This is a genomic window from Leptolyngbya subtilissima AS-A7, assembly GCF_039962255.1.
Taxonomy (GTDB): domain Bacteria; phylum Cyanobacteriota; class Cyanobacteriia; order Phormidesmidales; family Phormidesmidaceae; genus Nodosilinea.
In genome coordinates this window covers 312,364-338,042 of sequence record NZ_JAMPKY010000005.1, presented here as the reverse complement: position 1 = coordinate 338,042, position 25,679 = coordinate 312,364, and the positions used below count along the sequence as shown (strand labels likewise).

At 55.1% G+C, this 25,679-nt stretch carries 28 protein-coding genes and 2 tRNA genes; 15 read left to right on the top strand and 15 right to left on the bottom strand.

The features are described from left to right. Positions 1-505: 505 nt before the first annotated feature. The gene (ppsA, locus tag NC979_RS13235) at positions 506-2,998 is read right to left on the bottom strand and encodes a phosphoenolpyruvate synthase (protein WP_190522047.1); all 2,493 of its coding nucleotides are present in this window, start codon (positions 2,996-2,998) and stop codon (positions 506-508) included. 199 nt (positions 2,999-3,197) lie between these two features. On the opposite strand from ppsA, the gene NC979_RS13230 reads away from it, so the two are divergent. From NC979_RS13230 to NC979_RS13215, 4 genes are all read left to right on the top strand, one after another. Next, entirely contained in the window at positions 3,198-3,497 is a 300-nt protein-coding gene (locus tag NC979_RS13230) for a hypothetical protein (RefSeq protein WP_255524856.1), read from the top strand. Between the two features lie 119 nt (positions 3,498-3,616). Further along, positions 3,617-4,444 (top strand): ABC transporter permease, encoded by an 828-nt coding sequence (locus tag NC979_RS13225; protein WP_431191062.1) that lies wholly within the window; start codon positions 3,617-3,619, stop codon positions 4,442-4,444. 84 nt (positions 4,445-4,528) lie between these two features. Further along, a complete protein-coding gene (locus NC979_RS13220) occupies positions 4,529-5,200 on the top strand; it encodes a hypothetical protein (RefSeq protein ID WP_242024133.1) in 672 nt (223 codons plus the stop codon). Between the two features lie 14 nt (positions 5,201-5,214). After that, positions 5,215-5,718 (top strand): conserved oligomeric Golgi complex subunit 6, encoded by a 504-nt coding sequence (locus tag NC979_RS13215; RefSeq protein WP_190522045.1) that lies wholly within the window; start codon positions 5,215-5,217, stop codon positions 5,716-5,718. A gap of 68 nt (positions 5,719-5,786) precedes the next feature. Here the strand turns inward: NC979_RS13215 and NC979_RS13210 are convergent, their stop codons facing one another. The 6 genes from NC979_RS13210 to NC979_RS13185 all read right to left on the bottom strand — a co-directional run bounded on the left by NC979_RS13210 (position 5,787) and on the right by NC979_RS13185 (position 10,539). Continuing rightward, positions 5,787-6,176: a phage holin family protein gene (locus NC979_RS13210; protein WP_190522043.1), complete on the bottom strand. Its 390-nt coding sequence runs from the start codon at positions 6,174-6,176 to the stop codon at positions 5,787-5,789. Continuing rightward, entirely contained in the window at positions 6,169-6,684 is a 516-nt protein-coding gene (locus tag NC979_RS13205) for a hypothetical protein (RefSeq protein WP_190522041.1), read from the bottom strand. The genes NC979_RS13210 and NC979_RS13205 overlap by 8 nt, the downstream gene beginning before the upstream one ends. A gap of 63 nt (positions 6,685-6,747) precedes the next feature. Further along, on the bottom strand, positions 6,748-7,308 hold the full coding sequence (locus tag NC979_RS13200) for a DUF4126 domain-containing protein (RefSeq protein ID WP_190522039.1): 561 nt from the start codon (positions 7,306-7,308) through the stop codon (positions 6,748-6,750). A gap of 108 nt (positions 7,309-7,416) precedes the next feature. Continuing rightward, complete coding sequence (locus NC979_RS13195; RefSeq protein WP_190522037.1) at positions 7,417-8,595, bottom strand: hypothetical protein; 1,179 nt, start codon at positions 8,593-8,595, stop codon at positions 7,417-7,419. A gap of 43 nt (positions 8,596-8,638) precedes the next feature. Then, the gene (locus NC979_RS13190) at positions 8,639-9,619 is read right to left on the bottom strand and encodes a hypothetical protein (protein ID WP_190522035.1); all 981 of its coding nucleotides are present in this window, start codon (positions 9,617-9,619) and stop codon (positions 8,639-8,641) included. A gap of 251 nt (positions 9,620-9,870) precedes the next feature. Beyond that, entirely contained in the window at positions 9,871-10,539 is a 669-nt protein-coding gene (locus tag NC979_RS13185; protein ID WP_190522033.1) for an Npun_F0813 family protein, read from the bottom strand. 264 nt (positions 10,540-10,803) lie between these two features. Between NC979_RS13185 and NC979_RS13180 the strand changes: the two genes are divergently transcribed. Both NC979_RS13180 and NC979_RS13175 read left to right on the top strand, forming a co-directional pair. Next, positions 10,804-10,876 (top strand) — tRNA-Arg (locus tag NC979_RS13180). 171 nt (positions 10,877-11,047) lie between these two features. After that, a complete protein-coding gene (locus tag NC979_RS13175) occupies positions 11,048-11,719 on the top strand; it encodes a rhomboid family intramembrane serine protease (protein WP_190522031.1) in 672 nt (223 codons plus the stop codon). A gap of 67 nt (positions 11,720-11,786) precedes the next feature. Here the strand turns inward: NC979_RS13175 and NC979_RS13170 are convergent, their stop codons facing one another. Next, positions 11,787-12,305, bottom strand: coding sequence for a DUF1643 domain-containing protein (locus tag NC979_RS13170; RefSeq protein WP_242024132.1), 519 nt, complete (start codon positions 12,303-12,305; stop codon positions 11,787-11,789). A gap of 109 nt (positions 12,306-12,414) precedes the next feature. Here NC979_RS13170 and NC979_RS13165 point away from each other — a divergent pair, with 109 nt between their 5' ends. Then, the gene (locus tag NC979_RS13165; RefSeq protein WP_190522027.1) at positions 12,415-13,731 is read left to right on the top strand and encodes an MFS transporter; all 1,317 of its coding nucleotides are present in this window, start codon (positions 12,415-12,417) and stop codon (positions 13,729-13,731) included. A 146-nt stretch (positions 13,732-13,877) separates the two neighbouring features. Here the strand turns inward: NC979_RS13165 and NC979_RS13160 are convergent. Continuing rightward, positions 13,878-13,951: transfer RNA gene (locus NC979_RS13160), tRNA-Arg, on the bottom strand. Positions 13,952-13,999: 48 nt separating this feature from the next. Here NC979_RS13160 and moaC point away from each other — a divergent pair. Both moaC and NC979_RS13150 read left to right on the top strand, forming a co-directional pair. Beyond that, a complete protein-coding gene (gene moaC / locus NC979_RS13155) occupies positions 14,000-14,500 on the top strand; it encodes a cyclic pyranopterin monophosphate synthase MoaC (protein WP_190522025.1) in 501 nt (166 codons plus the stop codon). Between the two features lie 47 nt (positions 14,501-14,547). Continuing rightward, positions 14,548-15,366: an SAM hydrolase/SAM-dependent halogenase family protein gene (locus tag NC979_RS13150; RefSeq protein WP_190522023.1), complete on the top strand. Its 819-nt coding sequence runs from the start codon at positions 14,548-14,550 to the stop codon at positions 15,364-15,366. Here the strand turns inward: NC979_RS13150 and NC979_RS13145 are convergent. Continuing rightward, on the bottom strand, positions 15,338-15,931 hold the full coding sequence (locus NC979_RS13145; RefSeq protein WP_190522021.1) for a DUF1997 domain-containing protein: 594 nt from the start codon (positions 15,929-15,931) through the stop codon (positions 15,338-15,340). The genes NC979_RS13150 and NC979_RS13145 overlap by 29 nt on opposite strands. A 255-nt stretch (positions 15,932-16,186) precedes the next feature. Between NC979_RS13145 and NC979_RS13140 the strand changes: the two genes are divergently transcribed. Together NC979_RS13140 and NC979_RS13135 are read left to right on the top strand one after the other, a co-directional pair. Next, positions 16,187-16,432 (top strand): hypothetical protein, encoded by a 246-nt coding sequence (locus tag NC979_RS13140; RefSeq protein ID WP_190522019.1) that lies wholly within the window; start codon positions 16,187-16,189, stop codon positions 16,430-16,432. A gap of 211 nt (positions 16,433-16,643) precedes the next feature. Continuing rightward, the gene (locus NC979_RS13135) at positions 16,644-17,066 is read left to right on the top strand and encodes a DUF4112 domain-containing protein (protein WP_190522017.1); all 423 of its coding nucleotides are present in this window, start codon (positions 16,644-16,646) and stop codon (positions 17,064-17,066) included. Positions 17,067-17,145: 79 nt separating this feature from the next. On the opposite strand, the gene murG is transcribed toward NC979_RS13135, so the two are convergent. Then, positions 17,146-18,240 carry an undecaprenyldiphospho-muramoylpentapeptide beta-N-acetylglucosaminyltransferase gene (gene murG, locus NC979_RS13130; protein ID WP_190522015.1) on the bottom strand — a complete coding sequence of 365 codons (1,095 nt, stop codon included), beginning with the start codon at positions 18,238-18,240 and terminating at the stop codon, positions 17,146-17,148. A 209-nt stretch (positions 18,241-18,449) separates the two neighbouring features. Here murG and NC979_RS13125 point away from each other — a divergent pair, with 209 nt between their 5' ends. The 3 genes from NC979_RS13125 (at position 18,450) to NC979_RS13115 (ending at position 21,119) form a co-directional block, all read left to right on the top strand. Further along, positions 18,450-19,247 carry a DUF8623 domain-containing protein gene (locus NC979_RS13125; protein WP_190522014.1) on the top strand — a complete coding sequence of 266 codons (798 nt, stop codon included), beginning with the start codon at positions 18,450-18,452 and terminating at the stop codon, positions 19,245-19,247. Positions 19,248-19,249: 2 nt separating this feature from the next. After that, positions 19,250-19,858, top strand: coding sequence for a cysteine dioxygenase family protein (locus NC979_RS13120; protein WP_190522012.1), 609 nt, complete (start codon positions 19,250-19,252; stop codon positions 19,856-19,858). A gap of 238 nt (positions 19,859-20,096) precedes the next feature. Then, complete coding sequence (locus tag NC979_RS13115) at positions 20,097-21,119, top strand: hypothetical protein (protein WP_199308959.1); 1,023 nt, start codon at positions 20,097-20,099, stop codon at positions 21,117-21,119. Positions 21,120-21,174: 55 nt separating this feature from the next. On the opposite strand, the gene NC979_RS13110 is transcribed toward NC979_RS13115, so the two are convergent. The 3 genes from NC979_RS13110 to NC979_RS13100 form a co-directional block, all read right to left on the bottom strand. Then, positions 21,175-21,477 carry a hypothetical protein gene (locus NC979_RS13110; RefSeq protein ID WP_190522010.1) on the bottom strand — a complete coding sequence of 101 codons (303 nt, stop codon included), beginning with the start codon at positions 21,475-21,477 and terminating at the stop codon, positions 21,175-21,177. A gap of 396 nt (positions 21,478-21,873) precedes the next feature. Beyond that, a complete protein-coding gene (locus tag NC979_RS13105; protein ID WP_190522008.1) occupies positions 21,874-22,587 on the bottom strand; it encodes a potassium channel family protein in 714 nt (237 codons plus the stop codon). 86 nt (positions 22,588-22,673) lie between these two features. Then, a complete protein-coding gene (locus tag NC979_RS13100; RefSeq protein ID WP_190522006.1) occupies positions 22,674-24,287 on the bottom strand; it encodes a cation:proton antiporter in 1,614 nt (537 codons plus the stop codon). Between the two features lie 415 nt (positions 24,288-24,702). Between NC979_RS13100 and NC979_RS13095 the strand changes: the two genes are divergently transcribed. Further along, the gene (locus NC979_RS13095) at positions 24,703-25,278 is read left to right on the top strand and encodes a TIGR04376 family protein (protein WP_190522004.1); all 576 of its coding nucleotides are present in this window, start codon (positions 24,703-24,705) and stop codon (positions 25,276-25,278) included. 76 nt (positions 25,279-25,354) lie between these two features. Here the strand turns inward: NC979_RS13095 and NC979_RS13090 are convergent, their stop codons facing one another. Continuing rightward, positions 25,355-25,672 carry a hypothetical protein gene (locus NC979_RS13090; protein WP_190522002.1) on the bottom strand — a complete coding sequence of 106 codons (318 nt, stop codon included), beginning with the start codon at positions 25,670-25,672 and terminating at the stop codon, positions 25,355-25,357. Between the last annotated feature and the right edge of the window lie 7 nt (positions 25,673-25,679).

Here is a 25,679-nt window from a genome sequence, read left to right as displayed (position 1 = left end):
AGCAATGACAAAATAATCGGTTTTGACCTGCAATTTGGCAGAGCAAGCGATCGCTCAAACTCTTTGCTTTACAGCATAAGGGTTACTTTTTCTAGAAGGCTCTATCTCAGGATTAATCGTACAAATGATTGATTAAGATTTTTCCAAATGACTCTGACTGAGTCTTTTCACGAAAGCCAAGATCGTACATAGCAGCTACAGTCCTTAACTGCTTAAGCTGCTTAGAATTATTCGCCGCCAATCACACAAAAGTACGCTCTTCTCTAAACCGTTCGACCCGAGCGATGACCCCACAGGACTCAAAGACTTCGAGACTGATCAGAGTCTTGCCTAAATTTTCATCAGCGGATTAGCCAAATGCCGTTAGGTTTTGTGGAATAGGCTCCTGCCTGTCCTGACCGAACGACCAAGAGGGCTATCCCACAAAACTACGAACACCCGTGAAGCAATCCTTTAGGCTCAAACTTTCCAGGTTTTGAAATATCCCTGGGAGTTGTAGCCATTCTCAACCTATTTGCTGCTCCATGTCGGCGATCTCTAGGCGGGTTTTGATCACCGTGTCTGGGTTGAGGCTGATGGAGTCGATGCCCTGCTCTACTAGGAAGCGGGCAAACTCGGGGTAGTCGCTGGGGCCCTGACCACAAATGCCAATTTTGCGGCCGTGCTCCTTAGCGGTTTGAATCGCCATCTTCACCATGCGCTTGACCCCGGTGCTGCGCTCGTCGAACAGATGGGCCACCAGGGCCGAGTCGCGATCGATCCCCAGGGTAAGCTGCGTGAGGTCGTTCGAGCCAATGGAAAAGCCATCGAACACCTGGCTGAACTCGTCGGCCAAGATTACGTTATTGGGCAGTTCGCACATCACGTAGACCTTCAGATCATTTTCGCCACGCACCAGGCCGTGCTGGGCCATTTCCTCAAGCACCCGACGACCCTCTTCAGGGGTGCGGCAGAAGGGCACCATCAAAATCACGTTGGTGAGGCCCATGTCGTCACGCACCCGCTTGAGGGCCTGGCACTCGAGGGCAAAGCCGTCGCGGTAGCGCTCGTCGTAGTAACGGGAGGCACCGCGCCAGCCCAGCATCGGGTTTTCTTCATCAGGTTCGAAGGTGCTGCCACCCAGCAGGTGGGCATACTCGTTGCTCTTAAAGTCGGATAGACGGACAACAACAGATTTGGGATAAAAGGCGGCAGCCAGGGTGCCTACGCCCTGGGCCAGCTTATCGACGAAATAGTCGGGTTTGTGGTCATAATGAGCCGTCAACTGCTGAATCTCACGCTTTTCAGACCCGTTGGCGAGGCTGTCAAAGTTGAGCAGGGCCAGCGGGTGCACTTTAATGTGGTTGGCGATGATAAATTCTAGCCGGGCTAGGCCAACACCGTCGTTGGGCAGGGCGGCTAGGGTAAAGGCCTTCTCGGGGTTGCCCACGTTCATCATGATCTTAGTGCGGGTTTCGGGTAGGCTATCGAGCTTGGTGGTTTCGACCCTAAAGGGCAGCTCGCCTCGGTAGATCACCCCTTCCTCGCCCTCGGCGCAGGAGACAGTGACGAAATCACCCATCTTGAGCATTTGGGTGGCATTGTCGCAGCCGACGATCGCCGGAATACCCAGCTCCCGCGCAATGATGGCGGCGTGGCAGGTACGCCCGCCCTGGTCAGTGACGATCGCACTGGCCTGCTTCATAATTGGCTCCCAGTCGGGGTCAGTACGGGCCGTGACCAGCACTTCCCCAGGACGGAACTCGGCAATTTGGGACACCTCTAAAATCACGCAGGCCTCGCCTTGGCCAATCAGATCGCCCACGGCGCGCCCTCGGGCCACCGGTTCCACACCCTCGGGCACGTCGAGAATGTATGATCGCAGCTCATTCTGAGATTTCTGCGATTGCACCGTCTCAGGCCGGGCCTGCACGATAAATAGCTCCCCCGTGTGGCCATCCTTGGCCCACTCAATATCCATGGGACTGTGGACACCGCGCAGCTGGCTGTAGTGCTCTTCGATGGTGCAGGCCCATTGGGCAAGCTGAAGAATGTCGTCTTCTTCGATGGCAAAACGCTCTTGGTCGGCTAGGGGCACCGGCTCGTTTTTGGTCAGCTCGGTGCCGGTGGTGTTGTAGACCATGCGCAGGGCTTTGGTGCCCAGGCGCTTGCTGAGAATAGGTTTGTGGCCAGATTTGAGGGTGGGCTTAAACACCACATATTCGTCAGGGTTGACGGTACCCTGCACCACATTTTCGCCCAAACCGTAGGCGGCGGTCAGCAGCACCGCGTTTTGGAAGCCGGTCTCAGTATCGATGGAGAACATCACCCCCGAGGTGGCGAGATCGGAGCGCACCATGCGCTGAATGCACACCGATAGCGCCACATCAAAGTGGTCAAAGTGTTTGGTGGTGCGATAGGAAATGGCGCGATCGGTAAACAGCGAGGCGTAGCATTTCTTGCAGGCAATTAGCACCGCCTGGTCGCCGTAGACGTTCAGGTAGGTCTCTTGCTGGCCCGCAAAGCTGGCGTCGGGCAAATCTTCGGCGGTGGCGCTAGAGCGCACAGCCACATCAACCTCAGTGTAGGCGTGGTCTTGCAGGCAGGACTCATCGCCAAAGCAAAGGCTCTGCCCTGCCTCCTCACACATCTGGTGGTAAGCCGTGAGAATGGCAGCCTTCAGGTCGTCGGGGAAGGTGGCGTTGAGAATGAGCGATCGCGCCTTTCTGCCCCGTCGCCGCAGCTCGCTCACATCATTGACGTCAAAGCCACCCAGCACCTGCCGCAGTTGGGCATCGAGCCCGGTTTTCTCAATGAAGTAGCGGTAGGCGTAGGAGGTGGTGGCAAACCCTGTTGGCACTCTTACGCCCTTGGGCGTAAGCTGCTGAATCATTTCTCCCAGGGAGGCATTTTTGCCGCCCACAAGGTGCACATCCTCTAGCCGCACCTGGTCGAGCCAGAGCACCAACTGTTGATCACGCTGCACCAAAGAATGTTGAACTACAGACGTAGCTACCATGTCGCCACCTCAAAGAAGTACTCGCAAAGGCTGTGCGACCGAAACGCTCCACTCGTAAGGACTGCTGAAATTTCTAAGTAGCTGGAGACCGGCGATCTTGCCCAGATCAGGCTTCGCCAACGCGCCGCACATCTCCATGCTAAAAATCTGGGGATCAGCCCACAACCTAATCTAACTTTTCATGTCTCTAACGCAATAGATGTATACAACCCTGGCTGTAGAGCGGGTCAGGCAGACCGTTGGCACCGCTGTTACAGTAATTCATACCCTCAGCCGCAGGTTAACAATGGACAGTCGCGAGCTTGCCCAATTCATAGAAGCCAGAGATGGCATCTCTAAACCCTGGCTGTTGGTGCTGCTGCGTTTGAAAAAGCTAGAAGAGCGCAAAGACACCACTCCCCCTGAACTCTACATGGAAGAGCTCCAGGCTCTGCACAAGGAGCTGATGGGCTTGGGAGAGTGGTGGGTTGGCAATGAGGATGAACTTTTTAACCCCTAGGGAGGGTCTAATTCGACATCGCCGCCTCTTACCATAAAGCTCCTGGCGACCAATAGCCGGTCGATCTGGCGAGAATACCCCTACGCCTTAGACTATTAAGAAGCGTTGCAAATGATGTCGTGACCAATATTCTTTCCCGTCCTCGCCTGCGTCAGGTCGAGGCTCTGCCTCTACGGACCCTCTGGGTTGATATGCTCACCGTGTTCTGGGGCGACTGGCTCGATTTGCGGGTGCGCATCCCACAGGTGGCAGCATCGGGGCTGGTGTCACCGCTGATCTACATCCTGGCCTTTGGCTTGGGCCTGGGCAGCGCCATCGACCAGGTGACTACTCCCTCAGCAGGCGAGAACTATCTAGAGTTTATTTTGCCGGGTATGGTGGCGCTGTCGTCGATGGTGATTAGCTTTGGTGGCACCACGTTTTCGATCTGCGGCGATCGCCTGTTCACCAAGACCTTTGAGGAAATGCTGCTCTACCCGGTGCACCCCCTAGCGCTGCACCTGGGCAAAATGCTGGCAGGCATCGTGCGCGGGATGATGACGGCAGGCTCGGTGATCCTGGTGGCAATTCTCTTCACCGGGCGGTTTTGGAGCTTTGTGAATCCCCTGTTTTTGCTGCTGGTGGTGCTTAACTGTGCCGTGTTCGCCGGTTTGGGAGTCATTGTCGGGCTCAACGTAAAATCCCTCGAAAGCGTTGGCCTGTTCAACAACTTTTTGATTGTGCCGATGTCGTTTTTAGGCGGCACGTTCTTTGACCCCGGCACGCTGCCTGTAGCATTGAAGGCGATCGTTTACCTGCTGCCGCTGACCTACACCACCATTGGCCTACGGGCAGCCGCCTACAAGCCCCTGGGCGAATTTCCCTGGTACTCAATCCCCATTTTGCTAGCGGTGGCAGGGGTGCTGGCGGCGATCGGAGCACGCCAATTTTCAACCCAGCAAGATTAGGGCTGCTGTTTTGGTCTTCAGCTTCCGGACAGGGGCATTCTCAACAGGAAGAGGTTAATACAGCCGTGGGAAGGGTGTCTATAAATGCCGGGAATGCGACGGGCCGACAGACGTAATTCAAACGACGACAACGCGATTCAGCACCCGCAGGCGAAGCGGGCTGAGCCGATACCGTACAACGAGCTTCGGCAGATTCTCATTAACGTGCGATCGCAACGGGATGAGGCTAAGGATCAAGTTGTCGAGAAAGAGCGACAGCTAGAGGAAAGCCAAACGCTTTATCGAGAGCAAGGGGAAAAGCTGCAATCGACGATTGTTCTCTTTCGGGAAACCCAAGAGCAGGCGAGTTCGTATCTGACGCTTTATACCGAGGAGAAAGGCAAAAGTAGCGAGCTTGAGGTCAAGTACAACGAAGCTCACCAAGAGTCTCAGAACTACCTGGCGCTGTACAAGCAGGTTGAGCAAGAGCTGAAATTTGAGCGGCGTTCTAAGGCAGGAATTAAAGGATGGGAGACCCGACGCAAGCGGGAAAACGAGCGGTTGAAGGAAGAGATTGGCCAAATGGCGATCGTCCTGCGCGAGTCGCTGACCAAAAAGGAGCAAGCTATTCAGAGCTTGGAAGATGTAGCATCCCGGATGGATCGAATTCAGAGGTTAGTAGATTCAGTTGATGGTGAGGTGGCCAATAATCCAGTAGGAATGCTGCAAAAGTTTCAGCGGATATGGACTGCTGTTAGGGAAATCCTGGCGGAGTAAAGAACAGGTAATCCATGAGCAACGATTCAGCTTCAATAATTCCGGCTTCACAACCTGCGACCCTGGGCGATCGCCTCCGCAACATTGCCGAAACGTTACGGCAGGAAACGGATACGCAGATCAAAGCTACCTCTCGGATACTGGGTGCAGCAGCTCAGATAGCCCAGAACCATGATCGGCTTATTGGTGAGGTAGTAGAGATGGTCGAAGAGGATTTGAGTCAAAGGAATCAGAGCGAGGCTCCAACCACTTATGAAGTTGCGGATTTAAAGCAAGAATTTAAGACTCTCAAAGCCGCTAAGGCTCATTTCGATATTAAGGCGAATAGCTGGGATTCTCTGGCAGCAAGACTGAATGAGGCCAACGAGATTTCTGGCAGCAGCGAAACTTGGATTCCGAATTCTGACCCTAACCAGGTCTTGGAGAGGCTCGATCGCATCGAGCTAGAGATTAGATCCCTTCAGGGAAGTATGGAGCAGGTGTTGGGACTGCTGCAAAAGATGGTAAAGCAGAGCTAAGCGTCTTGCCTGAGTATTGTCTGGCATTGGTCGCAAAGTTCTTTATTGCAGGCCACTTACTGCTCTAATTACTCTTTGGCCTTTAGCAATGCGATCGATCGCGAGAGGCGAGCCTGGGTCTGAATCATCAGCGGCCCGCTCAGCCGCAGCCGCCCCAGGGTAAGAAATATCAGTCCCAGCAGCAGATTGACCCCAGCTACGGCCCCGATCGCCTGAAGCCAGCTCAGCCCTAGAGACTGAGCAAACGCCACGCTGGCGACGATGCCGAGCACAACCGCTGTGGTAACCAGACCGATGCCGATGCCCAGCAGAATAAACCCGCTGATCAGCCGTCGGCTTTCGTAGTTAGCTTCTTGCACCGCCACATTGAGGTGAGTATCGACTAGCACCATCATCAGACGCCACAGCCGTCGAAAGTAGCCTTCAATTTGGTCAAAGGTGGAGTCAGAGCTAGCCACGCTTACCCCCTAAAATCAGACCCAACACAAAGCCAAGGCCTAGGGCGATTAGCAGGCTTTGCCCCAGGTTGCTGCGAGCGCGTTTCTCAAGCTCGGGGAGCATTTCGGCCTTCAGCTCTTGGATTAGGTTTTCGGTGCGCGATTCGAGGTCATCGAGCAGATTGTCAATGCTGGTTTTACTTACCCCCAAGGGCTCAGTAGCGTCTAGGACAGTAGATTTTAGGGCAGACGATATTCCATTGACGGAAGACTTGCGAGAGACATTGCTCAAAACCGGTGGATCCACTTCGACCAGGTCAGCTAGCTCGTTCAGATGGCGGCGAATGCGGGTTTTGGTATTATCCATTTCGCTGCTGATATAATCCACGGCCAGCTCTAGGTCACCTTTGGTGGCCAGCAGATTATCTTCAGTTAATTGAGGCCATTCCGATAAAATCAACGGCACCATGGCGTCGAATTGATGCTTAAAGGCTTTTTTAGCGTGAGTGATGGTGTTTTTTTTAGCCATAGCTCAAGACGATTCCCATAGGGATAAGGTTGGGCAGGGTGGCTGAGCTAGTGGGCAAAGGGTTTAGGAAACCCGTTGCTTGCGGCCTCGCCGTCGAAACACTAGGTACAGCAGCATACCTACTACCAGCAGTACCAGAATCGGTACTGCGATCGCCAGTACCGAAAGGATAGTCGAGCTGGCCAGCTCGGTCGTCGAAACCGCGATGTTGCCTACCGGGCCACCCGCCGCTGTGGAAGCTAGCCGAGCTAAGCCCGTAAACGCCTGGGTGCTGCTGGCCACGCCGCCACCGGCAATCAGGGCCAAGCTCCACTGCAAAAAGGGGTTCATGTCGCCACCTGTGACGGCAGCCGTGAGTATGGTGCCTGCGATCGCCGCTGCTGGCAGCTCCACTGCATCCATTAAATTATCGACGACTGGCACAAAATAAATCAGCACCTCTAGGGCTGTAGCGGCGGCAAAGGCCAAAATAGCCGGGGTTGTTCCCATCCAGGCCATGTTAGGGGACAGGGTTAGATAGCCCTGTTGGGAAGCCATCCCCGCCACCAAAAACGGCACCAAAACTCTAAACCCGGCGGCGGTGCTGAGGCCAATGCCAATGGCAATGTGCAGCAGTACATCCATGTTTCCCCAGGGTTAAACGCCAGTAGACCCAGTGTATGGGGAGATTGCAGGAAATGCGCCGGGTTAGCGCTAACCTTTAAGCGGCCTGTTGCCTAGCCTGTGGATCGGTCAATCGTCTCCAACAGGGAGCACAGGCTCTACGGAGTCTTGACCTAGGGAAAACACCTGCCCATCAATAAACAATCGGGTGATGCCTTTCGCCTGCAGATAGGAACTGGTGGTTTGCAGCAGACTGCCATCGGGCACTTTGACCACCCGCTGGTTTCGGCGCGAAAAGCGACGGGCCACATTGTGGTTCTCAAACACCGGCAGCGTGCGGGCATCTCCTTCTTCTTCGGGAATTTGGCCCAGCTCCGCGAAGGTGCGTAGGGGCAACACGACCAGCTCCGACGAGGTGCGCTCTACAACGACGTAGCACAGGGGCGGCAGAGCCGCCGCCGTGAGAGGAAAAATTTCTAGGGTTTCGAGGTTAGCGGCAGCGCCATTACCACTGTCCCAAGGATAGACGTTGTCGTCATCGTCGTCATCGTCGTCATCGTAGTCGTCGTCTAGGCCAACGGTGTCGTCATCCCAGTCATCCTCAAGGGCCTCGGCGACGTCAAGGACTTCAGCCGGTTCGATTTCAGGGGCGGCGGCTTGGGCCTCAGCGAGGACAGTCTGAGCCGACTTCAGCACGGGCCGGGCCGGTTTTTCTGGAACCGGATCTGGTAGCGAGAGTTGGGCGGGCTCAGGGTCTACTGTGGGCAAAGCTGCCATCGTTTCGGCAGGTGCATCTACGAACTCTGCCACGGGCTCTTCCACCGCTCGCGATCGGCGCTTGCGTAGGGGTTTAACCTCGCTAGCGATTACCTCTTCTGCGATCGGCTCAGCTATGGGCAGGGCTGTGGGCTCAGTCGGCGCCGCCTCGGGCAGCACTTCAGCGGCTCTCTTGCTGCGAGGCTTGGTTTTGGGCTTAGGGGAAGGCTTCGCGTCTACGGCAACAGGCTCTGCTTCAACTACAGCAGGCTCTGGCTCAACTACAGCAGGCTCTGCTTCAACTACAGCAGGAACAGTGGGCTCTACTGCGGCCACAGCGGTGTCTACAACGATTGTCTTATCGGTGGTGCCTCGCTTTTGCTGAATTAAGATGCTGTACTCGTCTTCAGGCAGACTGGCTTTGAGCAATCTGCTAATGGTGCTGTTACTTACCCCGTAGCGTTCCGCTAGGGTTGATGTGGTCTCTTGGGGCTGGCGATACAGGCTCAAGATAGAAGTCTTGTCAGCCTCGGTCAGCTTTTTGGGTGCCATGCCATGGGTTCCGTAACAATGCCATCTAACATTCTAGAGCGCCTTACCCCCGCCGCCGTCGCGGGCTCCGCCGGGAATTCACAGAAACAGCGTTCTCAACTACTGCTCCCAAGCCAAAAAACACCGCCGAAAACGTCCAGAAGACTTCCCACAGACTGCCTTCTACGTAGGTGTCCGTGTTGACGGCGTAGGCATAAAACGTATCGGCGATGTAAAGACAGAAGGCGGCGATCGCAATCAGCTTCCACGACTGGGAGTAGCGCCCACCCCAAAAAGCCACCAGCAGGGTGCCGGCAATAATCAGCAGCACAATGTCGCCAATTTGATACAACAGGCCCACCCCAGCCTCTAGGGGTTCAAGGATCGCATCAAGCTGAAGTACCCAGCCGGGGGCCGATGAAGCTTCGGTGACAGGCTCTGGCACCGCTGGGGGCACCACCTCAGGCGCGGCCGGAGGTACTTCCTGAGCCAAATAGAATGCTGGGGCTGGGGCTGGGGGCACTACTGCCGCCTCTGCCGCTGCCAGGTTGACAAAAATCGTCAGCAGAATGCCGCCCAGCCCAATGCCGACCACAATCAACCATTGAGAGAACTCCAGATTTAAGCGTCGGGGCAGCACCGCCTTAAACATGCCGGCGGCCAGAAAGATATAGCTAAAGATATAGAAAAAGTCGCCCAGCGACACCGCCGGATCTAGACCCCAAACGTTGCCCCAGAGGAAAAAGAAAATGTTGCCAAAGACGTAGGACAACAGCCCTAGGCCAATCCAAAACCAGACGTTGCGCCCACTGACAATTTGAGTACTGCGCCAGTTGCGGAAGCACAGCAGCGAGGCGAGAAAAAACGCGCCGGTTTCTAGCAAGTTAATGCCCAGCACAAACCAACCAGGTTGGGCACCATCTTCCCCCGGAGCGGTAAATAGCAGAAAGAACAGCAGGGTAGCCACGCCCCAAGCGATGCAGGCCCCCACCAACAGCGGGGTAGACGAGGAACTAGCAGATGACGGGGTTGATGACTTGCTCAAAGGTTCACTCCTAACGGAACTCAACGGCATCCATGCCAACGAGAAAACTGCGGCTGTCCCTAAGGGAAGGTCTTCACTATCGCAGCGATCGCCTGACCCTAAACTGGACCTGGCGCAACGCCTGAATTGTACCGACTCCCCACTGCCTTGCGCCGTCAGCCTGGCAGAATCGTCCTAATTAGTCTTGCAGAGCAATAATTCTTAAACTCCTGCGAGGTCACCCGCGACCAAGCCAGAAAGCCTTGCCCACCCTAAATCCAGCTCTTGCCCCCTGGCGACTGCTGTAACCACCGCCGAAACAGAGCCTGTTCATTAGCGGTTAGGTCTTCGACTGCCTCTAGGGCGCGATCGGCAAAATTGGCGTTGCCAAAGTAATCCTTGCCCATCCGGTGGGTTTCTTCTAACAGACGTTGCAGATGGTGATCTTGCCAGGGCGGCAACTGCGGCATCGCCAACGGGTCTACAGTTAGCAAGTTCTTGACTGCATCGGGAGTCACCGCTTGGGGAAACTTCCAGGCGGCAAACACCTTGCTAATGTCACCCTCAAATTGGCGCGCCTGCTTGGCCCCCAACAGATCTTCCACATCCATGTACAGCACTTGGAGCATCAGCAGGCAGGCTTTGATGTAGGTGGCCTCCGCTGGCGGGGTGCCTGTATCAGGGCCAGCGTCATCAAACTGGTCGAGGCGAATTTTGCCCCAGATGCTGAAGCGATCGGGTTCTTCGAGCAGCACACAGGCCTTACCCCGGTTGTCGGTCAGGTCGCGCCACAGTGCCCTAGCGTCGTCTTCCTGGGCGGCGGTAAACACACTCAGCAGCCGAAAGGTTTGCCCCTGGTACGACAAAATTGGAATTTGCTGATCTTTTTGAGGATGGTGCATCGTTTTGATGTCAACATCCTGCCGCTTGAGGATAAACATGTTATGGCCTGCTGACTCCTAACTGAGGTGAATACCTGCAGTAGGCGGCGGCTGCAACGGTAAACCGCACCCTTATTACTGCGTCATCGTGATGGGATAAAGTTTGGCAACCCCTCGAAAACAGTGAGTTTTATAAAGTGAGTGACTTATTTTAGCGGCACTCACCGCCCTGGCAGCATTTGCCGCTGTTTTTTCAATATTCTATTCGCCCTAGTCTGCCCTGAGAGCGACCTATACCCCATAAAATGTAAAGTGATTACGTTAGGGCCATTAGCTCAGCGGATAGAGCAACCGCCTTCTAAGCGGTCGGTCGCTGGTTCGATCCCAGCATGGCCCGTTGTTTGCCCATAAGGGTTTAGCCTTTGGGGCATAACCCCTATCAGCAGCTTAACCCCCCGTTGCTGTGCCCAAGCTGTGACCCTTGTTGGCCTTTGGTCCCTGGCACTGGGCAATGGGGAAACGAAAAAGCTACCCTGGCTATAGTCCCAAATCCAGCCAGGCAAACTCTTTGGACGACGCAGATCTACAGGCCAAACTCAAAAAGCTAGAGGCAGAACTCAACACCGCTGCGCCTCCAGCTACCCGACACTCCACCGACAAACCAGCCCCAGCACCCCAGCCTTGGATGCAACGGCTAAAGGGCAACGCGCTGTTGCCGGTGTATCTTGTGGCCATTCCTTGGGCGCAGGAGATGATTGATCAGGTGGTGTTTGGTGGTCGATGGAATCTGCCTCTGCACCCCCGCAGCATTGAGGGCATACCAGGCATTTTTTTGTCGGCCATCTCTCACTCGGGGTTTGCCCACCTGATTGGCAACACCATCGGATTCCTCATTTTTAGCTGGTTGATTTTGGCCAAAAGCCGTCGCGACTACTGGATTACCCTGCTGGTGGGCTGGCTAGGAGGTGGCGTGGTGGCCTGGCTGCTCGGCCCCAGCAGCGTGCATGGGTTGAGTGGCGTGGTGTACACCCTGTTTGGCTATTTGCTCTGCATTGGCTGGCTGGAGCGTCGGGTAGTGCCGCTGCTGATTTCGATGTTTGTGCTGATTAACTACAGCTATTTTATTTTTGGCATGTTCCCAACTCAGCCGATGGTGGCCTGGTGGGGGCATTTGTTTGGCTTTCTGCTGGGGATTGTGGCGGCTTACGGGGTGTATCAGGAGCCGGGGCGGCAGAGGTAGGAGAGTAGGTGGGTGGATGGGTGGATGAGTGGGCAGGTGAAGTGATTCGGATAGGGATCCATCTGAGCTAGAAATTGAGGGGCGAGACAGTTTTAAGTTCGTCTGGCTGTGGAGAGGCCCAGGCTTGTAGGGCTGTAAAACGGGGTACATAGAGGGGATGGCGGGGTTGGCCGGTGCGGTTGTGGCCTAGGCAGCGGCACTGAGGGTGAAAGGGGGTTAGCAGGGTGAGGACGGTGCGATCGCGCCCTAACCAGTTCCCCCAGTTTCCCCAGGCCAGCAAAATCTGGTCGGCCTGATGCTCGGCTGTGCTCAGAGCGGCATCGTTCTCAGGGCCGATGGGATCCTTGGCTTGGCGTAGGGTCTTGGGGTGAGGGCTGCGGTAGGCGAATAGGTTGACTACAGCGATCGCCCCAAAGCCCCAGCCTTGGGCTAAGCCAATGCAGCGACGAATAGTGGGGTCGTCTACGCTACTGTCGGCCTGGCTGGGGTTGAGCATGATGATGGCTAGGGTGGGGCCCGCGCTCCACCGCCGCCCGAGGCTGTATCGGTAGCGACCCGTGGGGTCAAAGGTGGCCGAACGTTCCATAGCCGATAGCTGCAACATTTGTTTACATTGGAGAGTAGGGCGCGGTGGTTCTGACCAGGCGGCGAATCTCGCTGCTGAGCACCCAGCACTCTACTCGGAGACCGACGGTTTGACTATTTTCTCAACATTTAGCCCAGCAGTGCGCAACAACCTGATAGTGCTGTTTGCGGCGGGGCTGTGTTTTTGGGCGGGGTTAGCAGGTTTACTGCCAACGCTACCGCTATTTATTGAAACTCTGGGGGGCAGCGGCCAGCAGATTGGCATCGTGATGGCATCTTTTGCCGTGGGGTTGCTAGCGGCTCGGCCCTACCTGTCGCGCCTGGCCGACGAGCGAGGCCGCAAGGTGGTGATGATAGTGGGATTGGGAGCGATCGCGATCGCCCCCTTTGGCTACCTGCTAGTGCAGTTTCTGCCCCGTGCGATCGTGCCGCTGTCGCTGGCAGGGTACAACATCACATTGGACAGCTCGATTCTGGCCATGATGGGCATTCGCGCCTTCCACGGGTTGAGCATTGCCGCTTTTGTGGTGGCCTACAGCGCCCTGGTGCTAGATCTAGCTCCCCCTGCGAACCGAGGTGAGCTGATTGGTTACATGACCCTAGTCAACCCTACTGGTCTGGCCCTGGGGCCTGCCCTTGGCGGCTTTCTCTACGAGGCGACGGGGTTTACTACCGCGTTTTTGGTGATGGGGCTGCTGGGTATGGTCGGTTTAGTGCTGGTGGCGCGGCTACATGAGCCCTACCAACCGCCCAGCACTGTAGAAAATGCTGGCTCGCAGGAGTTTTGGGGTCAGCTGTGGAGCGGGCGAGTGCGCACCCCGGCAATCATTTTGCTGCTGGTAGGGCTGGCCTTTGGCACCCTGAGTACCTTTGTGCCCCTCTACGTGCGGGAAGCAGGCCTGGATTTGAATGTGGGCCTAATCTACACCGCTTCAGCCCTGGCAAGCTTTATGTCGCGTCTCATTGCTGGTCGGGCCTCCGATCGCTACGGACGGGGGCGATTTATCACTGCCAGCCTGCTGATCTACAGTTTGGGCATGGCCATGTTTTGGCTGGCTCGCAGCGCGCCAATGTTCTTGCTAGCAGGGTTTGTTCAGGGGTTTGCGGGCGGCACCCTGATTCCAATGATTGCGGCACTGATGGGCGATCGCTCTAGCCCGAGCGATCGTGGTCGCACCTTTGGCCTAGCCATGGTCGGCTTTGACGTGGGTATTGCCCTGGCTGGCCCCATCTTTGGCACCATCGCCGACCAGCTTGGCTATAGAGGAATTTTTGGCCTATCTGGGGTGATGACGATGGTGGGCCTGGTGGTTTTTGCCACCGCCAACAGCAAAGACCTGGCCCACTCCCTCAGGTTTGCCCTAGGGCATGGCCGAGATGTCTATGCGATCGACCTACCCAATCCCAGTTCCAGCAACGCCGGATAGTTTGGAGAGTAGCAAAGGGGACAGGTAAAGAGGGTTCAAGGTTTCAGGTGACGACCTGCCTTGAACCGGACACCTTAAACCTTGAAGCTCAAACAGCTAGAGCTTGTCACAATCAAATTGGTCAAGCTCTAGCTGTTCAGTTAAAACGGGCGAGGAGGGATTCGAACCCCCGACACCGTGGTCCGTAGCCACGTGCTCTAGTCCACTGAGCTACACGCCCTCGTGCAGGCTTTCGATATTAGCATATTCTTTTGCGCAGTTTAAACCCATGACAAAAAATCCTTTGGCTTCGGCGGCACTCACCCATCTCGATGCCCAGGGCCAAGCCCACATGGTGGATGTGGCCGCTAAAGCTCAGACGGTGCGCGAGGCCGTCGCCGTCGCTACCGTTGTCATGCAGCCCGAGACCCTGTCCACCATAGAGGCGGGTAACGCCCCCAAGGGCGACGTACTGGCCACTGCTCGCATCGCTGGCATTATGGCGGCCAAGCAGACCGCTCACCTGATTCCCCTCTGCCACCCTTTGCCGATTCAAAAGGTGGAGGTGCAGATCACCCCCGATGCAGCGCTGCCTGGTTACCAAATCCAGGCCACGGTCAAAATTAAGGCCGAAACCGGGGTCGAGATGGAGGCCCTCACTGCCGCCAGCGTTGCCGCCCTCACCCTCTACGACATGGCTAAGGGGCTGGAAAAATCTATTGAGATCCGCAATATTCGCCTGCTGAAGAAAACCGGAGGCAAATCGGGCGCCTACGAAGCGAAAGCGTAACTGTTGCCTTTCAAGATAGCCGGTAGCTATCCTGCCACTGTGATCCTATGCCCATCGCCTTACTCACCGATTTCGGCCTTCAAGACAGCTACGTGGGCGTGATGAAAGGCGTCATCGCCACAATAGCTCCCACAGCCCAGCTCATCGATCTCTCCCACGCTCTGCCGCCGCAGGATCTCTATACGGCGCGGTTCACCCTGCTCAGCGCTTATCCCTACATGCCACCGGGCACGATTTACTTAGTAGTGGTCGATCCAGGGGTAGGCACTCAGCGGCAGGCGGTGGCGGTGCAGACTTCTCAGGGCATTTTTGTAGGACCAGACAATGGGGTGCTCAGCGGCGTTTGGCAGAGCGATCGCTCAAGGAATCAAGGCATTTTGAATGCAGTAGAGCTGACGAATGTGGACTACTGGCGATCGCCCCACCCCAGCACCACCTTCCATGGGCGCGACATCTTTGCCCCAGCAGCGGCTCATTTAGCCAACGGCGTGCCGCTAGATAACCTGGGCGCCAGGATCGATCCTCAATTCCTTATCAACCTCCCTTTGCAGGCTCCGATAGCCACAGCCAAGGGATGGACAGGCGCAGTTCAGTACATCGATCACTTCGGCAATGCCGCTACAACTCTCCTAGCCAGCACAGTCACCGTTAGCGACTGGAGCGTAACGATAGGGGAGCAGACGCTTCCAGGCAGCCAGACCTATGGGGACGTTCTTCCTGGGCAAGGGCTAGCGCTGGTGGGCAGCCATGGTTTTGTGGAACTGGCGGTGAACCAGGGCAGCGCCCAACAGCAGTTTGGGCTGACAGTGGGCGATCGCGTTGAGTTGACCCTGCACCCTAGCCCTGCACCGTGCGACCCTGCATAGCTCCCTGAGCGTTGCCCTGGGGCTGGCGGTGGGTTGTGGCTACCCAGGCGCGGTAGTCTTCCACCAGCTGCCGCTCGATACGATGCTTGATGGTGCCGAGAATACCGCTCAAAAAGGTCTTACCAGTGCGATCGAGCACCGAGGCTGGCAGAAAGCGAATCGGGGGCGGCAGTTCTAGATGAATTTGCAGTTCGGCTTGGCCTTGGAGTTCGGTGTAGGTAGCCTGACGCTGGGGCGTGAGGGTGCCCTGCAAGGCCATGCCAAAGGAGTCATTCACAAAGCTGAGATATTCAGGGCCTTTGACTCGGCAGGCCACCGATTCTAGCCGCAAGGTGCCGTCGGCCAGGCTCCAAACCCGCAGGTCGGCGGTAGGCTCAATGCTGATGCCAAAGAACTGTAGGGGTCGCAGGCTCAGCCGATACAGGCCATCGCCCAGCACCTCAATGCGGCGCGGGTCGGTAATCGCCTTTACTAAGCGCTGGGGCTGCCGCAGGTAGTGCTCAATGGGGATCGCCTCGTTGGGCACCCGCAGGCGCAGGGTTTGGCTGGCGTGGAATTCTTTCATAAATGAAAGCTACCTGAAAACGGGGTACGACCAGGGGCAGATGAAGTTTTGTAACCCCTGTTTAACAATTTAGTACGCCTTTCAGGATTCGTGGTGTTCACCAAGCACCGTTGGGCACCTTAAGAAGCTTTGCCTTGCGGCGGATGGGGAGATCCTCCCCGACGAGATTCGGCTCTCCGACTCGCAGCTTTTTCTGAGAGGGCGTTACATAGAGTTACTACTCACTCAGGGTCGATTGCACCCAAGGAGACTGCAATGACGTTTACTCCTACTCACGTGCTGATTTCGCGCACAAAAGAGACTCCGGTGCAGCTTGTTGCCGGGCCTCAGGGCTACTGGCTCTACACCGAAGCCGAAGCGCAGAAGGACACTACCCCTGCCTTTGAGCTACGCCCCAAGCTAGGTTTCTATTGCCGTGGGCATCAGGTCGTTGGCTTTAGCCTCCAGCCGCTAACGGCTCGGACCGCTGCTCATTCAGAGGCCACCCAGCTAGCCAAGTAGCTCGATGCAAAGTTTGATCTTGGTTAGCTAAGGCATAGGGTTCGACTTGGCCTAGCCAAAAAGAGCAACAATCTTTTGCCTGAAGGTTCGTCCCAGAAAGCAAATCCATCTGCGGTGCGATCCCAGAGCTAAATGCGATCCGAGCATTCGCTGTGCTTTTTCCTTCCTTCGACGTAAGACAACCACCAGTGGTAGCTGGCAGTATTAGCCTATGAATATCGTTGACACCGCCGCCCAACTCAGAAACTTAAACCGCATCCGTCGCATCAGCCGACTGATGGACACGGCCTTCAAAATCCCCGTTTTGGGAATAAAAGTAGGCTGGGATCCGGTGCTTGGGTTGGTACCTGGGCTAGGTGATTTGATTGCTACTGCAGTGTCGGCCTATATCATTGTTTTGGCGGCCCGATTTCGCTTGCCTAGAAGCATTTTGGCGCAGATGGTCTTGAATATCGGCCTAGAAGCCGTAGTCGGGACCGTGCCGCTGGTGGGGGATTTGTTTGACGCCTTCTACAAGTCAAACGTGCGGAACCTAAAGCTGTTAGAAGCTCACCTGCAAGGCCAATCAACCGCGCTAGAAGAGGCAGACAGCCTCAACTTAAACAGCGTCCAAGATGGTGAGATCTACACATAGTTTGTGAGAGCGATCGCCCTCACAAACATTCACACGTCTAGAAATAGGCAAGACAAAGCGTTGCCGCTGCATGAATGATCTAGCGGTTCAGCACAATCTGCTGAATCAAATCGGCTAATTTTGTGGCGCTATCAGCAGCGGCTAATCTCCCTGCTGCTGCTGCCATCGACTCTAGCCGTTGCGGCTCTGCCAGCAGATCAAGCACCAGGGCCTGAAATTCTGGAGCGACAATCTGGCCTTGGTTCAACATCAGAGCGGCGTGGGCATCGACAAAGGCTTTAGCATTGACCGTCTGGTGGTCTTCTGCCGCAAACGGGTACGGAATCAGAATCGAGGGGGTGCGAGAGATCGCCAGCTCCGTAAGCGTGCCCGCCCCAGAGCGCCCGATGGCCAGAGTTGCCCGATGCATGAGGGCGGCCATGGCGCTAAAGAAGGGGCGATGAATGTAGTGAGGATGGCTGTAGCTGTCGGCTTCGGGGTCATTGCTGCCGGTTTGGTGCACAATCCACGCACCCGCTTCTATCCAGGCTGGGGCGGCGGCTCGCACCAGCTGGTTGACGGCGACCGCCCCTTGGCTACCGCCCACCACCACAATCAGCGGCACCCCATCAGGAATAGCAGGATCGGTGAGAACGAGTGGCTCTGGGGTTAGAAACTCGTCCCGCACAGGAGTGCCCACCACTACGGTTTTAGCTTTAGGCAAATAAGTACGGGCGGCCTCAAACCCCAGAGCCACAGTGGTGCACCAGGGGCTTAGCCAGCGAGTGACTTTGCCCGGTAGCGCGTTAGATTCGTGCAGAACCGCAGGCAGACCGAGCGATCGCGCCGCAATAATCGCTGGGGCGGCAATGTAGCCCCCAGTGGTAAACACTCCGTCAAAATTTCCCTGTTTGAGCAGTCGCTGCACCTGCACCGTTGCCTGGCCAAACCGCCCTATCGTCTTCACCGTGCCTAGACCAGGTCGGCCCTGAAACCCTGCCATACGCACCGTATGGAGCGGAAAGTTTTTGGGCACTAAGGTGGTTTCGAGGCGATCGGGCACCCCTAGCCACTCGATGGTGTAGCCCTCTTGGCGCAGGGCTTCGGCGGTGGCGATTGCCGGGAACAGGTGCCCACCCGTGCCGCTGGCGGCCACCAGCAGCCGGGGAGATGCCGCTTGGGTAGATGTAGACAAGGGAACACCCTCGACGCTAAAAACGCCTCTAGACTATACCAACTCCTGTCCAGAATCTATGCCCTAAGTTTTCTTTTCTTTGGCCAGAAACGGATCCAGTTTTAGATGAAACAGGCTGGTACTAGAGGGGACAGCTGGGCTACGTAGCCGGTCGTAAAGAAACTGATATAAGGTAGACGGAGTATTTTTGGTTAATGAGGCGGTTCAGCGTGGCTAACTCGGCAGTGCGGCGGTGGAGTCTAGGAATCGTGTCGATGGCGGCGGTGCTATGGGGCGCTGGGGCATTTGCTCCAGGTACCCAGGCGAACACGCCAGTCTTAGCCCAGGCGGCCCCCGCTGAGGTGCAGCAGCTGTTAACCGGTTTAGAGACGGCGGCAAGCAGTCGCAACCTCGATGCCGTGATGGCCTTTTACAGCGAGGGCTTTGACAGCGACACCGGATTTGACTATGCCCAGCTGCGCCAAACCCTCGAAACCCTTTGGCAGCAGTATCCCGACCTCACCTACGACGTTGAGCTGCTGAGCTGGCAGGCCAATGGGCCCGGTAGCTACACCGTCGAAACCCGCACCACTGCCACCGGCACCCAAACGCGCCCCGATCGCACCCTCACTCTCTCCGCCGATACCACTTCGCGCCAGCGCCTAGAGAATGGGAAGATTGCCTACCAAGAAATCCTGAGCGAGACCAGCCGCCTGGCGTCGGGCGACAACCCGCCCACCCTGCAAGTGCAGCTACCCACTACCCTTACCCCAGGCCAGTCCTACAGCTTTGACACGATTGTGGTGGAGCCGCTGGAAGGGCGATCGCTGATGGGCGTTGCCGTCGAAGAAGGCGTGACCGCCGAAGACTTTTTTGCGCCGCGCCCGGTAGTGTTTGACATTCTTAGTTCTGGCGGGCTTTACAAAGTTGGCACCGCCGCCGCCGAGCCCGACAGTCGCTGGGCATCGACGGTGGTCATTCGCGAAGACGGCATGGTTGTTGAAACTCGCCGCCTGCGTGTTGAGTAGCTATGGCCAACCACAACTGGCTAGTTGCCGATGACGGCACCTATAAATCCTTCGGCAACCCCGAAACGATAGAGCCAGGGCGTTACTATCGCCTCTACCGGTTTCTCACCGAGCTAGAAGACATTCTCGACATCTTCCACGACGACATCAGTCGGCTAGAGGCGATCACGCCCCTGGTGCGCAAGCTCTTGGTCAGCTCTTACTGGCTGCAGATGGAGTACAACACTCCCGACCCCAGAACTAGTTGGAGCGTCAACTTTCTCTACCGCGAGCACCAATTCCCGATTACGGTGCAGATGGTGGCCTGGTTGCCGGGGCACGCCTCCACCATTCACAACCACGGAGCCTGGGGAATTGTCGCGCTACTGGGCGGCCAAGAGCGCAACCGCTTCTGGCGACGCGCCCCTCAATCCAACTCCCCCGACCAGCTAGAGCTAGTCGATGAAATCGTTCTTAACCCCGGCGATATTGTGGCCCTCACCGCCAACGCCATTCACAGCATCGAACCCCTAGGCGACGAGCCCACCGTGTCGTTTAACCTATACGGGGCAATAAATTCTAGCGATCGCTACGAATTTGACCTAGAAAATCACACAGCAAAACCGTTCTAGGCAACGTGAGGAATCGGAAGTAGCCCATCACTCCTCACCCCCTACCCCTTACTCCTCACCCGCCAACTTTCTTCTCAAGTGGATGAAAGATTTGGCAAGTTAGGGTAAACTTCATCAGACCGTCGGGGGAGTGTCAGCTAAAGCGTCTTTAAGCCGTTAAGCTACGCCTGTTTGAGCTTCCCACATCACCATCAGGCAGCCCGTTTCTCCCTTTGCCACCGCCAGGATAAATCGACCTATGAGCCAGGAAGAATCTCGCAGCACCGCCACATTGCCGCCCGAGGAACCGACCCCAGTCGATCCAGACACCCTGGTGACCACCTACGCTGACAGCCTCATCACCGAGCTGTTTGACGACGTTGACAAAATTTTAGACGGCGATGAAGATGCCTTGGCATCGGTAGAGGCGGCACCAGAGCCAGCCTCGACGGCGATCGCCCCATTTGTCGAAACTACTGCCGAGCCCGTAGATCCTCCAGCGGCAGACGCGCCCCTGGCTCCCTTAAGCACCGATCTTGACGTCTTCCGCGCCGACAATGCGAACGCTGCCTCCCCGGCAGCCCCGACCAAAACTCGTTTTGGCAAGCTGTTTGACCGCATGTTGTTGAGTATCACAGCCCTATCGCTGCTGGGCATAGGGGGGCTGCTGTGGTTTAGCCAGCAGGGCAATCGCTTTTCCCTAGGCCGATCGTCTGTCGAAACGGCGGCACAGCAGTCTGACGAAGAATTTTTGGCCTACTTGCAGCGATCGCTAGAAGTGATTTCGGGCAAGGTTGAGCGGGGCGAAGTGGGCACCACTACCGTTGTCGGTCAGGCTCCTGGCGGGGTCGCAGTTCCCACACCACCCATGCTGCCGCCATTAGGAGCCGGTGGCACCGCAGGCAGCCTGGGCTCTGGCCCAGTCAACGTGATCGAGCGGGTTTACATTCCCTACCAAACGGCTCAGCAACGACCCGCACCGGGCGCGCCAGTTCTGGTACCTCAGCCAGGGGTGCGAGCGCCGTCTCCAGTGTCTCCGGTGTCTCCCGCTGCGCCCTCCCAGGCTCCGGTGGCGGCAAACCCAATTCATGCCCTGGTTGGCATTTTAGAACTGGGCGATCGCTCGGCTGCCCTGTTTGAAATTAGTGGCGTCTCCCAGCGGGTCTACATTGGTGAGCGCATTGGCAGCAGCGGCTGGAGCCTGGTGTCGGTCTCCAACGAAGAAGTGGTGATTCGCCGCAACGGTGAAGTGCGATCGATCTTCATTGGTCAGCGCTTCTAGCAACTGCTTGGGCCTAAGTAGGCTAGCGCATCCCACTTTTCCGGGTACCTATGGCCTAGTGCTGGCGGGGGTTGTGGCCAGTTTGCTCCCGCAACGACTCTTGCATAGCCATGACGGCATTACACAACTCAACCTTGGTCTGACGGGCAACATCGGCGGCAGCTTTGACTAGAGCAGCGATTTCGGTTTCGCGCTGTTGCTTAGCGCCCATAGCTGCACTATTCGCGTCAATGCTCTCAGGAACGGCGACGGTGCGGTTAGGCATGGGGCCGCTTATGCTGCCGAGGCCGTAGAAGGAGTCGATGTCGGCATTGATGGTTTTGATGGGAAGCCGGCGAGAGAGATGAATTTTGTTCATAGCCAAGATGCTCGCTGATGGGTAGATGTTTAGCCCATAGGCATACTCTAGCCGCTCGCAATCGCAGCTCTAGGGCGATGATATGGCTGTGCGATCGCGTGATAGCAGAGAAAACCTTAAACCTGAGACGACGATGGGGGTTGCACGTCTGTATGTCTCACCTACAGCAAGTTTGCCCGCCCAAGGCTGCGAACGTTGGCCCAATTACTAAGTTTGTGAGCCGAACTCCCAAAAATCTATAAAGCAAAGGTGAATGGCTGCGATCGCGTCCCATTGCTAAAACCCTTCTCTTGCAGTCCAAAACTGCAACGACTCTTTAAAGAAGGATTTGACGTGAAGGACAGCTACGCATCTCTCAGGTTAGCGCTGATTTAATAGACTTTATCGATTTTGAGCTTACTGCTTATCTAGCTCGGTTGAAACATCAAGTGGCTCTAAAAATGGTTGAATAAAGTCGATTAGCGCATGTAGGTTATCTGGTTTTGTAACAACCAAAATCTTAGAATTTGGCTCTAGCACCGTAGTACCATTTGGCACGACTAGATCCATATGAGTATGAGGCTGATAACCAATGATCAGCGAACTCTTAGGGAATCGTTCATCCTGGGCAATTTCGGCAATGCTGTGATTGACTACGCTACAGTTCTCAGAAATAGTCAACTTCAATACTTCTATTTGCCCTTGTTCAAAGTGCATCATCGATTCAATTTGTGGATATTCAGCTGCGTTAACCATCGTCGATACAGCTAAATCCACAGTGCTAATAATCCGATTGGCACCGGCATGGCGCAGAGGATGTTCAAAATCACGGTGTCGCAGGCGAGAGATAATATGCGGAACTCGGTAATGCCTAGCTAGGGAAACAATAGCCAGATTGAGCGCATCGTGGCGTAGGGCCGCGCAGACAATATTGGCTTGGTGAATTCCAGCTTCAGTTAGAACTTCTGTGCTAACTGCACTACCTTCAAAAGCCATAACCCCTAGTTGCTCTCTAGCATAGGTGCAGGCAATTGGATTAATGTCGATTATGGCAACGGTATGGCCCAGCTTGACCAAACGTTGAGCCAAAGTTGAGCCAATCAGCCCAGCTCCACCAATGATTACATACATGCTGCTGTTCCTGCGTCTATAACGCTATTAGGGTTTTCTATATCTAACGGTTCAACTTTAGTTAATGATCTTGCAGGTTCTCGTTGCTAGTCGTCTTCTAAAGCCAGAAGTTTTTCATCCAGATTCTTGATATATGGCTGCACTAAATCGTCCGGAACGATTCGTTTGCGGAGCGCATCGCTAACCGCTCCTTTTTCTGCCAAAAACAGTCGTCGTCGAATAGCATCTAACCCACTGCGATCGCCGCCTAATTCACCCGATCGCCGTTGACCAGACAGCGTACGCAGCTGCCTCTCAGCCTCTGCAACACGTGTTTGATATGAAGCCCAAAGCTCTTCATAAACAGCTTTAGTTAACACACCTGACTTTAATAAACTTCCTAGTTCCGATTGCGCTGCTTTAGCAGCAATCAACTGAATTTGTAACTGCCCCGTCTCCTGCATCAGCTCAGAAACATGGCTAATCTTGAGCTTCTTGACCAGCCAAGGCAAAGCTAACCCCTGAATCACTAGAGAAAATAGAACAGCACCAAATACAACCTCAATGATTGTGTCTCGCCCAGTGAGGGTTAAGGGAACTGCAACGGCTAGCGCCATTGAGAGTGAGCCTTTAATATTTCCTAAAACTAATACATGTTGCCAGCGCATAGGAATAGGGCGATCGAACCAGCGCAGGCCCGCCAACAATAAGTAAACCGAAACAATTCGCCCTAGCTGATAGGCCAAAATAACGAACAAGATAGAGGGTAAAATTTCCCATAGCATCAACGGGTTAATTTCAATACCGATGAGCAGAAAAATAAATGTGTTAACACTAAAGCCAGCGTATTCCCAAAAGCTCAGCAACGTGATGCGATCCGAGGCTGACGAACTGCGCGGCAGGCCAAGATTGCCAAAAACAAGCCCTGTAATAACTACGGCTACTGCGCCTGACACTCCCAAAGATTGACCAATCTGGAACGTACCCAAGGCTAGTGCAACGGTTAATAGTAGGCTGCTTAAGGGGTCATTTAAACGGGTAAATATTGGCAGGCTCAAATAGCCTAAGATGCCTCCGACTAGTGCTCCACCCAAGGTAACGACAAGCACCTCTCGGATGCCTTGCACGGGGGAAAGAGAACCCGTCGCGTAGATGACCAAGAGTAAATTAAATGAGATTAAAGCGGCTGCGTCGTTAAACAGCGTTTCTCCCTCCACGATAGTACTCAGTCGAGAAGGTGCGCGAACCTCTTTGAAGACCGCAATCATTGAGATAGTATCTGTGTTTGCTAAAATGACCCCAATCAGCAAGGCCGGAATCCAATCTAGCCCCAATCCAAACCTTACTAAAGTCGCAATAATTGCCGAAGAAAGAATAGATCCTGGGCCAGCCAGCAGCGCAATCGGTTTAAACGTGCTGCGGAGGCGACTGATATCTGTATTGATTGATGCTTCAAAAATTAAAATTGGCAGAAAGAGATTTAGAACTAATGACGGGTCTAGCCCAATACGACGAGAAAAGACCTCTGTAATGGGTAAACCTGCCAGCACCAAACCCGTCACGTAAGAAATGCGTAATCGCTGGCTGATGAGGGCAACAACCGTTGCGATCAGAAGCAGAATAATTAGGATAATGACAAGCTCGGGAATGGTCGCTACAGCTGGAGCTTCCGCAGCAGAGTTGATATCTATCGGTGGTTGCTGAGCTATAGTCAATTCCATATTAAATCTTGCCCCTGCAAAATACTTTCATCAAATACAAAAAAGAGAAATAAAAATAGTCACCTTTCCTCAAGTTTACAGAGCATCTTACCTTACTAGCATCATAATTATTAGGCTCACATGGCTTGATGAATTCGAAGGCAGTTAAAGCTCAGCTATAAGCTGTTAACAACTAATCATGCTTAACTTTTTGTCCTCATCTTTACTTTGATAACGTTTTACCAGAATACCTAATAATTGTTTTTCCGATTCAAGCTTCTGAGCACTCACAGGTCTTTTGAAATGTGACCCTGGCTAACCAGATTGACTACGGCCCTGCTTGGATGTTCGCCGGGTTGCTATGCCTACCTAGAGGAGCGCCCGCACCGCTAACCCGCTATTCTGAAAGGCAAGGCGTTGCGGCAGGAGTCACACCATGGGCATTTTTGAAGACCTGAGCAAATTTCTTGAAACCCGACTCGATGAGTTTCTCAAAGCTAACCCCCACCTAGAGCTATGGGGCTTAGAAGACCAATTGCGGGGCCAAGAGCAAGATGCCATTCACCTGCTGGGCGACCTCAAGCGCCGCGAAAAGCAGCTCGAAGACAGCATTCTCTCGACAGCCCAAGACATTCAACGTTGGCATAGCCGCATTCAAAACGCCCAGGCCGCGAACCGCCTTGACTTGGTCAAAGCTGCCCAAGAGCGTGAGGCGGCCCTGCTGCGCCAGGGCAACCAATACTGGGGCCAGATGAAAGGCGTCAAAGAACAGATTGAGCAAACCCGCAACCTGCAAAAAGAAATTCACGATCGCCGCCGCGAACTCAAAGCCAAAATCGCCGAAACTCAAGCTCAACGATCCGCTCAGCGCACCACCAGTTGGGATACAGGCTGGGCCAAGCCCCCCTTTGAAGACTTTGGCCGTAACACAATGGATCCAGTAGAGGAATCGTTCCAGCGGTGGGAGACGGAGCAGGAGCTGGAGGAGCTGAAGCGGAATATGGGGAGGTAGGGAGTGATGGAGTAGGGGAGAAAGTTTTAAGTGTTGAGTTTTGAATTCAGCCCTCAACATTCCCTTCCTGTCGCCATCACCCTTTCGTCGGGGGTCTCTTGATTTCAAAGGAAATCGTATCCGGCTTGCGGCTCAGCTTGGGATTGACGGGGGCTGTGACAGTGGAGGTAGGGGGCGGGGTAGGGTTGGGCAAAGGGGGCTCCGCTGACTTTGTCGGCAGGGGGGCGAAGGTGGGCCAGCTGCGATAGTTGGATGCGATCGCCAGTCCAATGCCTCCCAGAACCGTCAACGGCAGCGATAGGTCAACACTACTCACCCAGGGCAGCTGGCCAAACCACTGGACCGCTTCGGCTCCAAAAAACAAGATCAAAAAGCAGACCAGCCAGAGCTTCATAGCATTC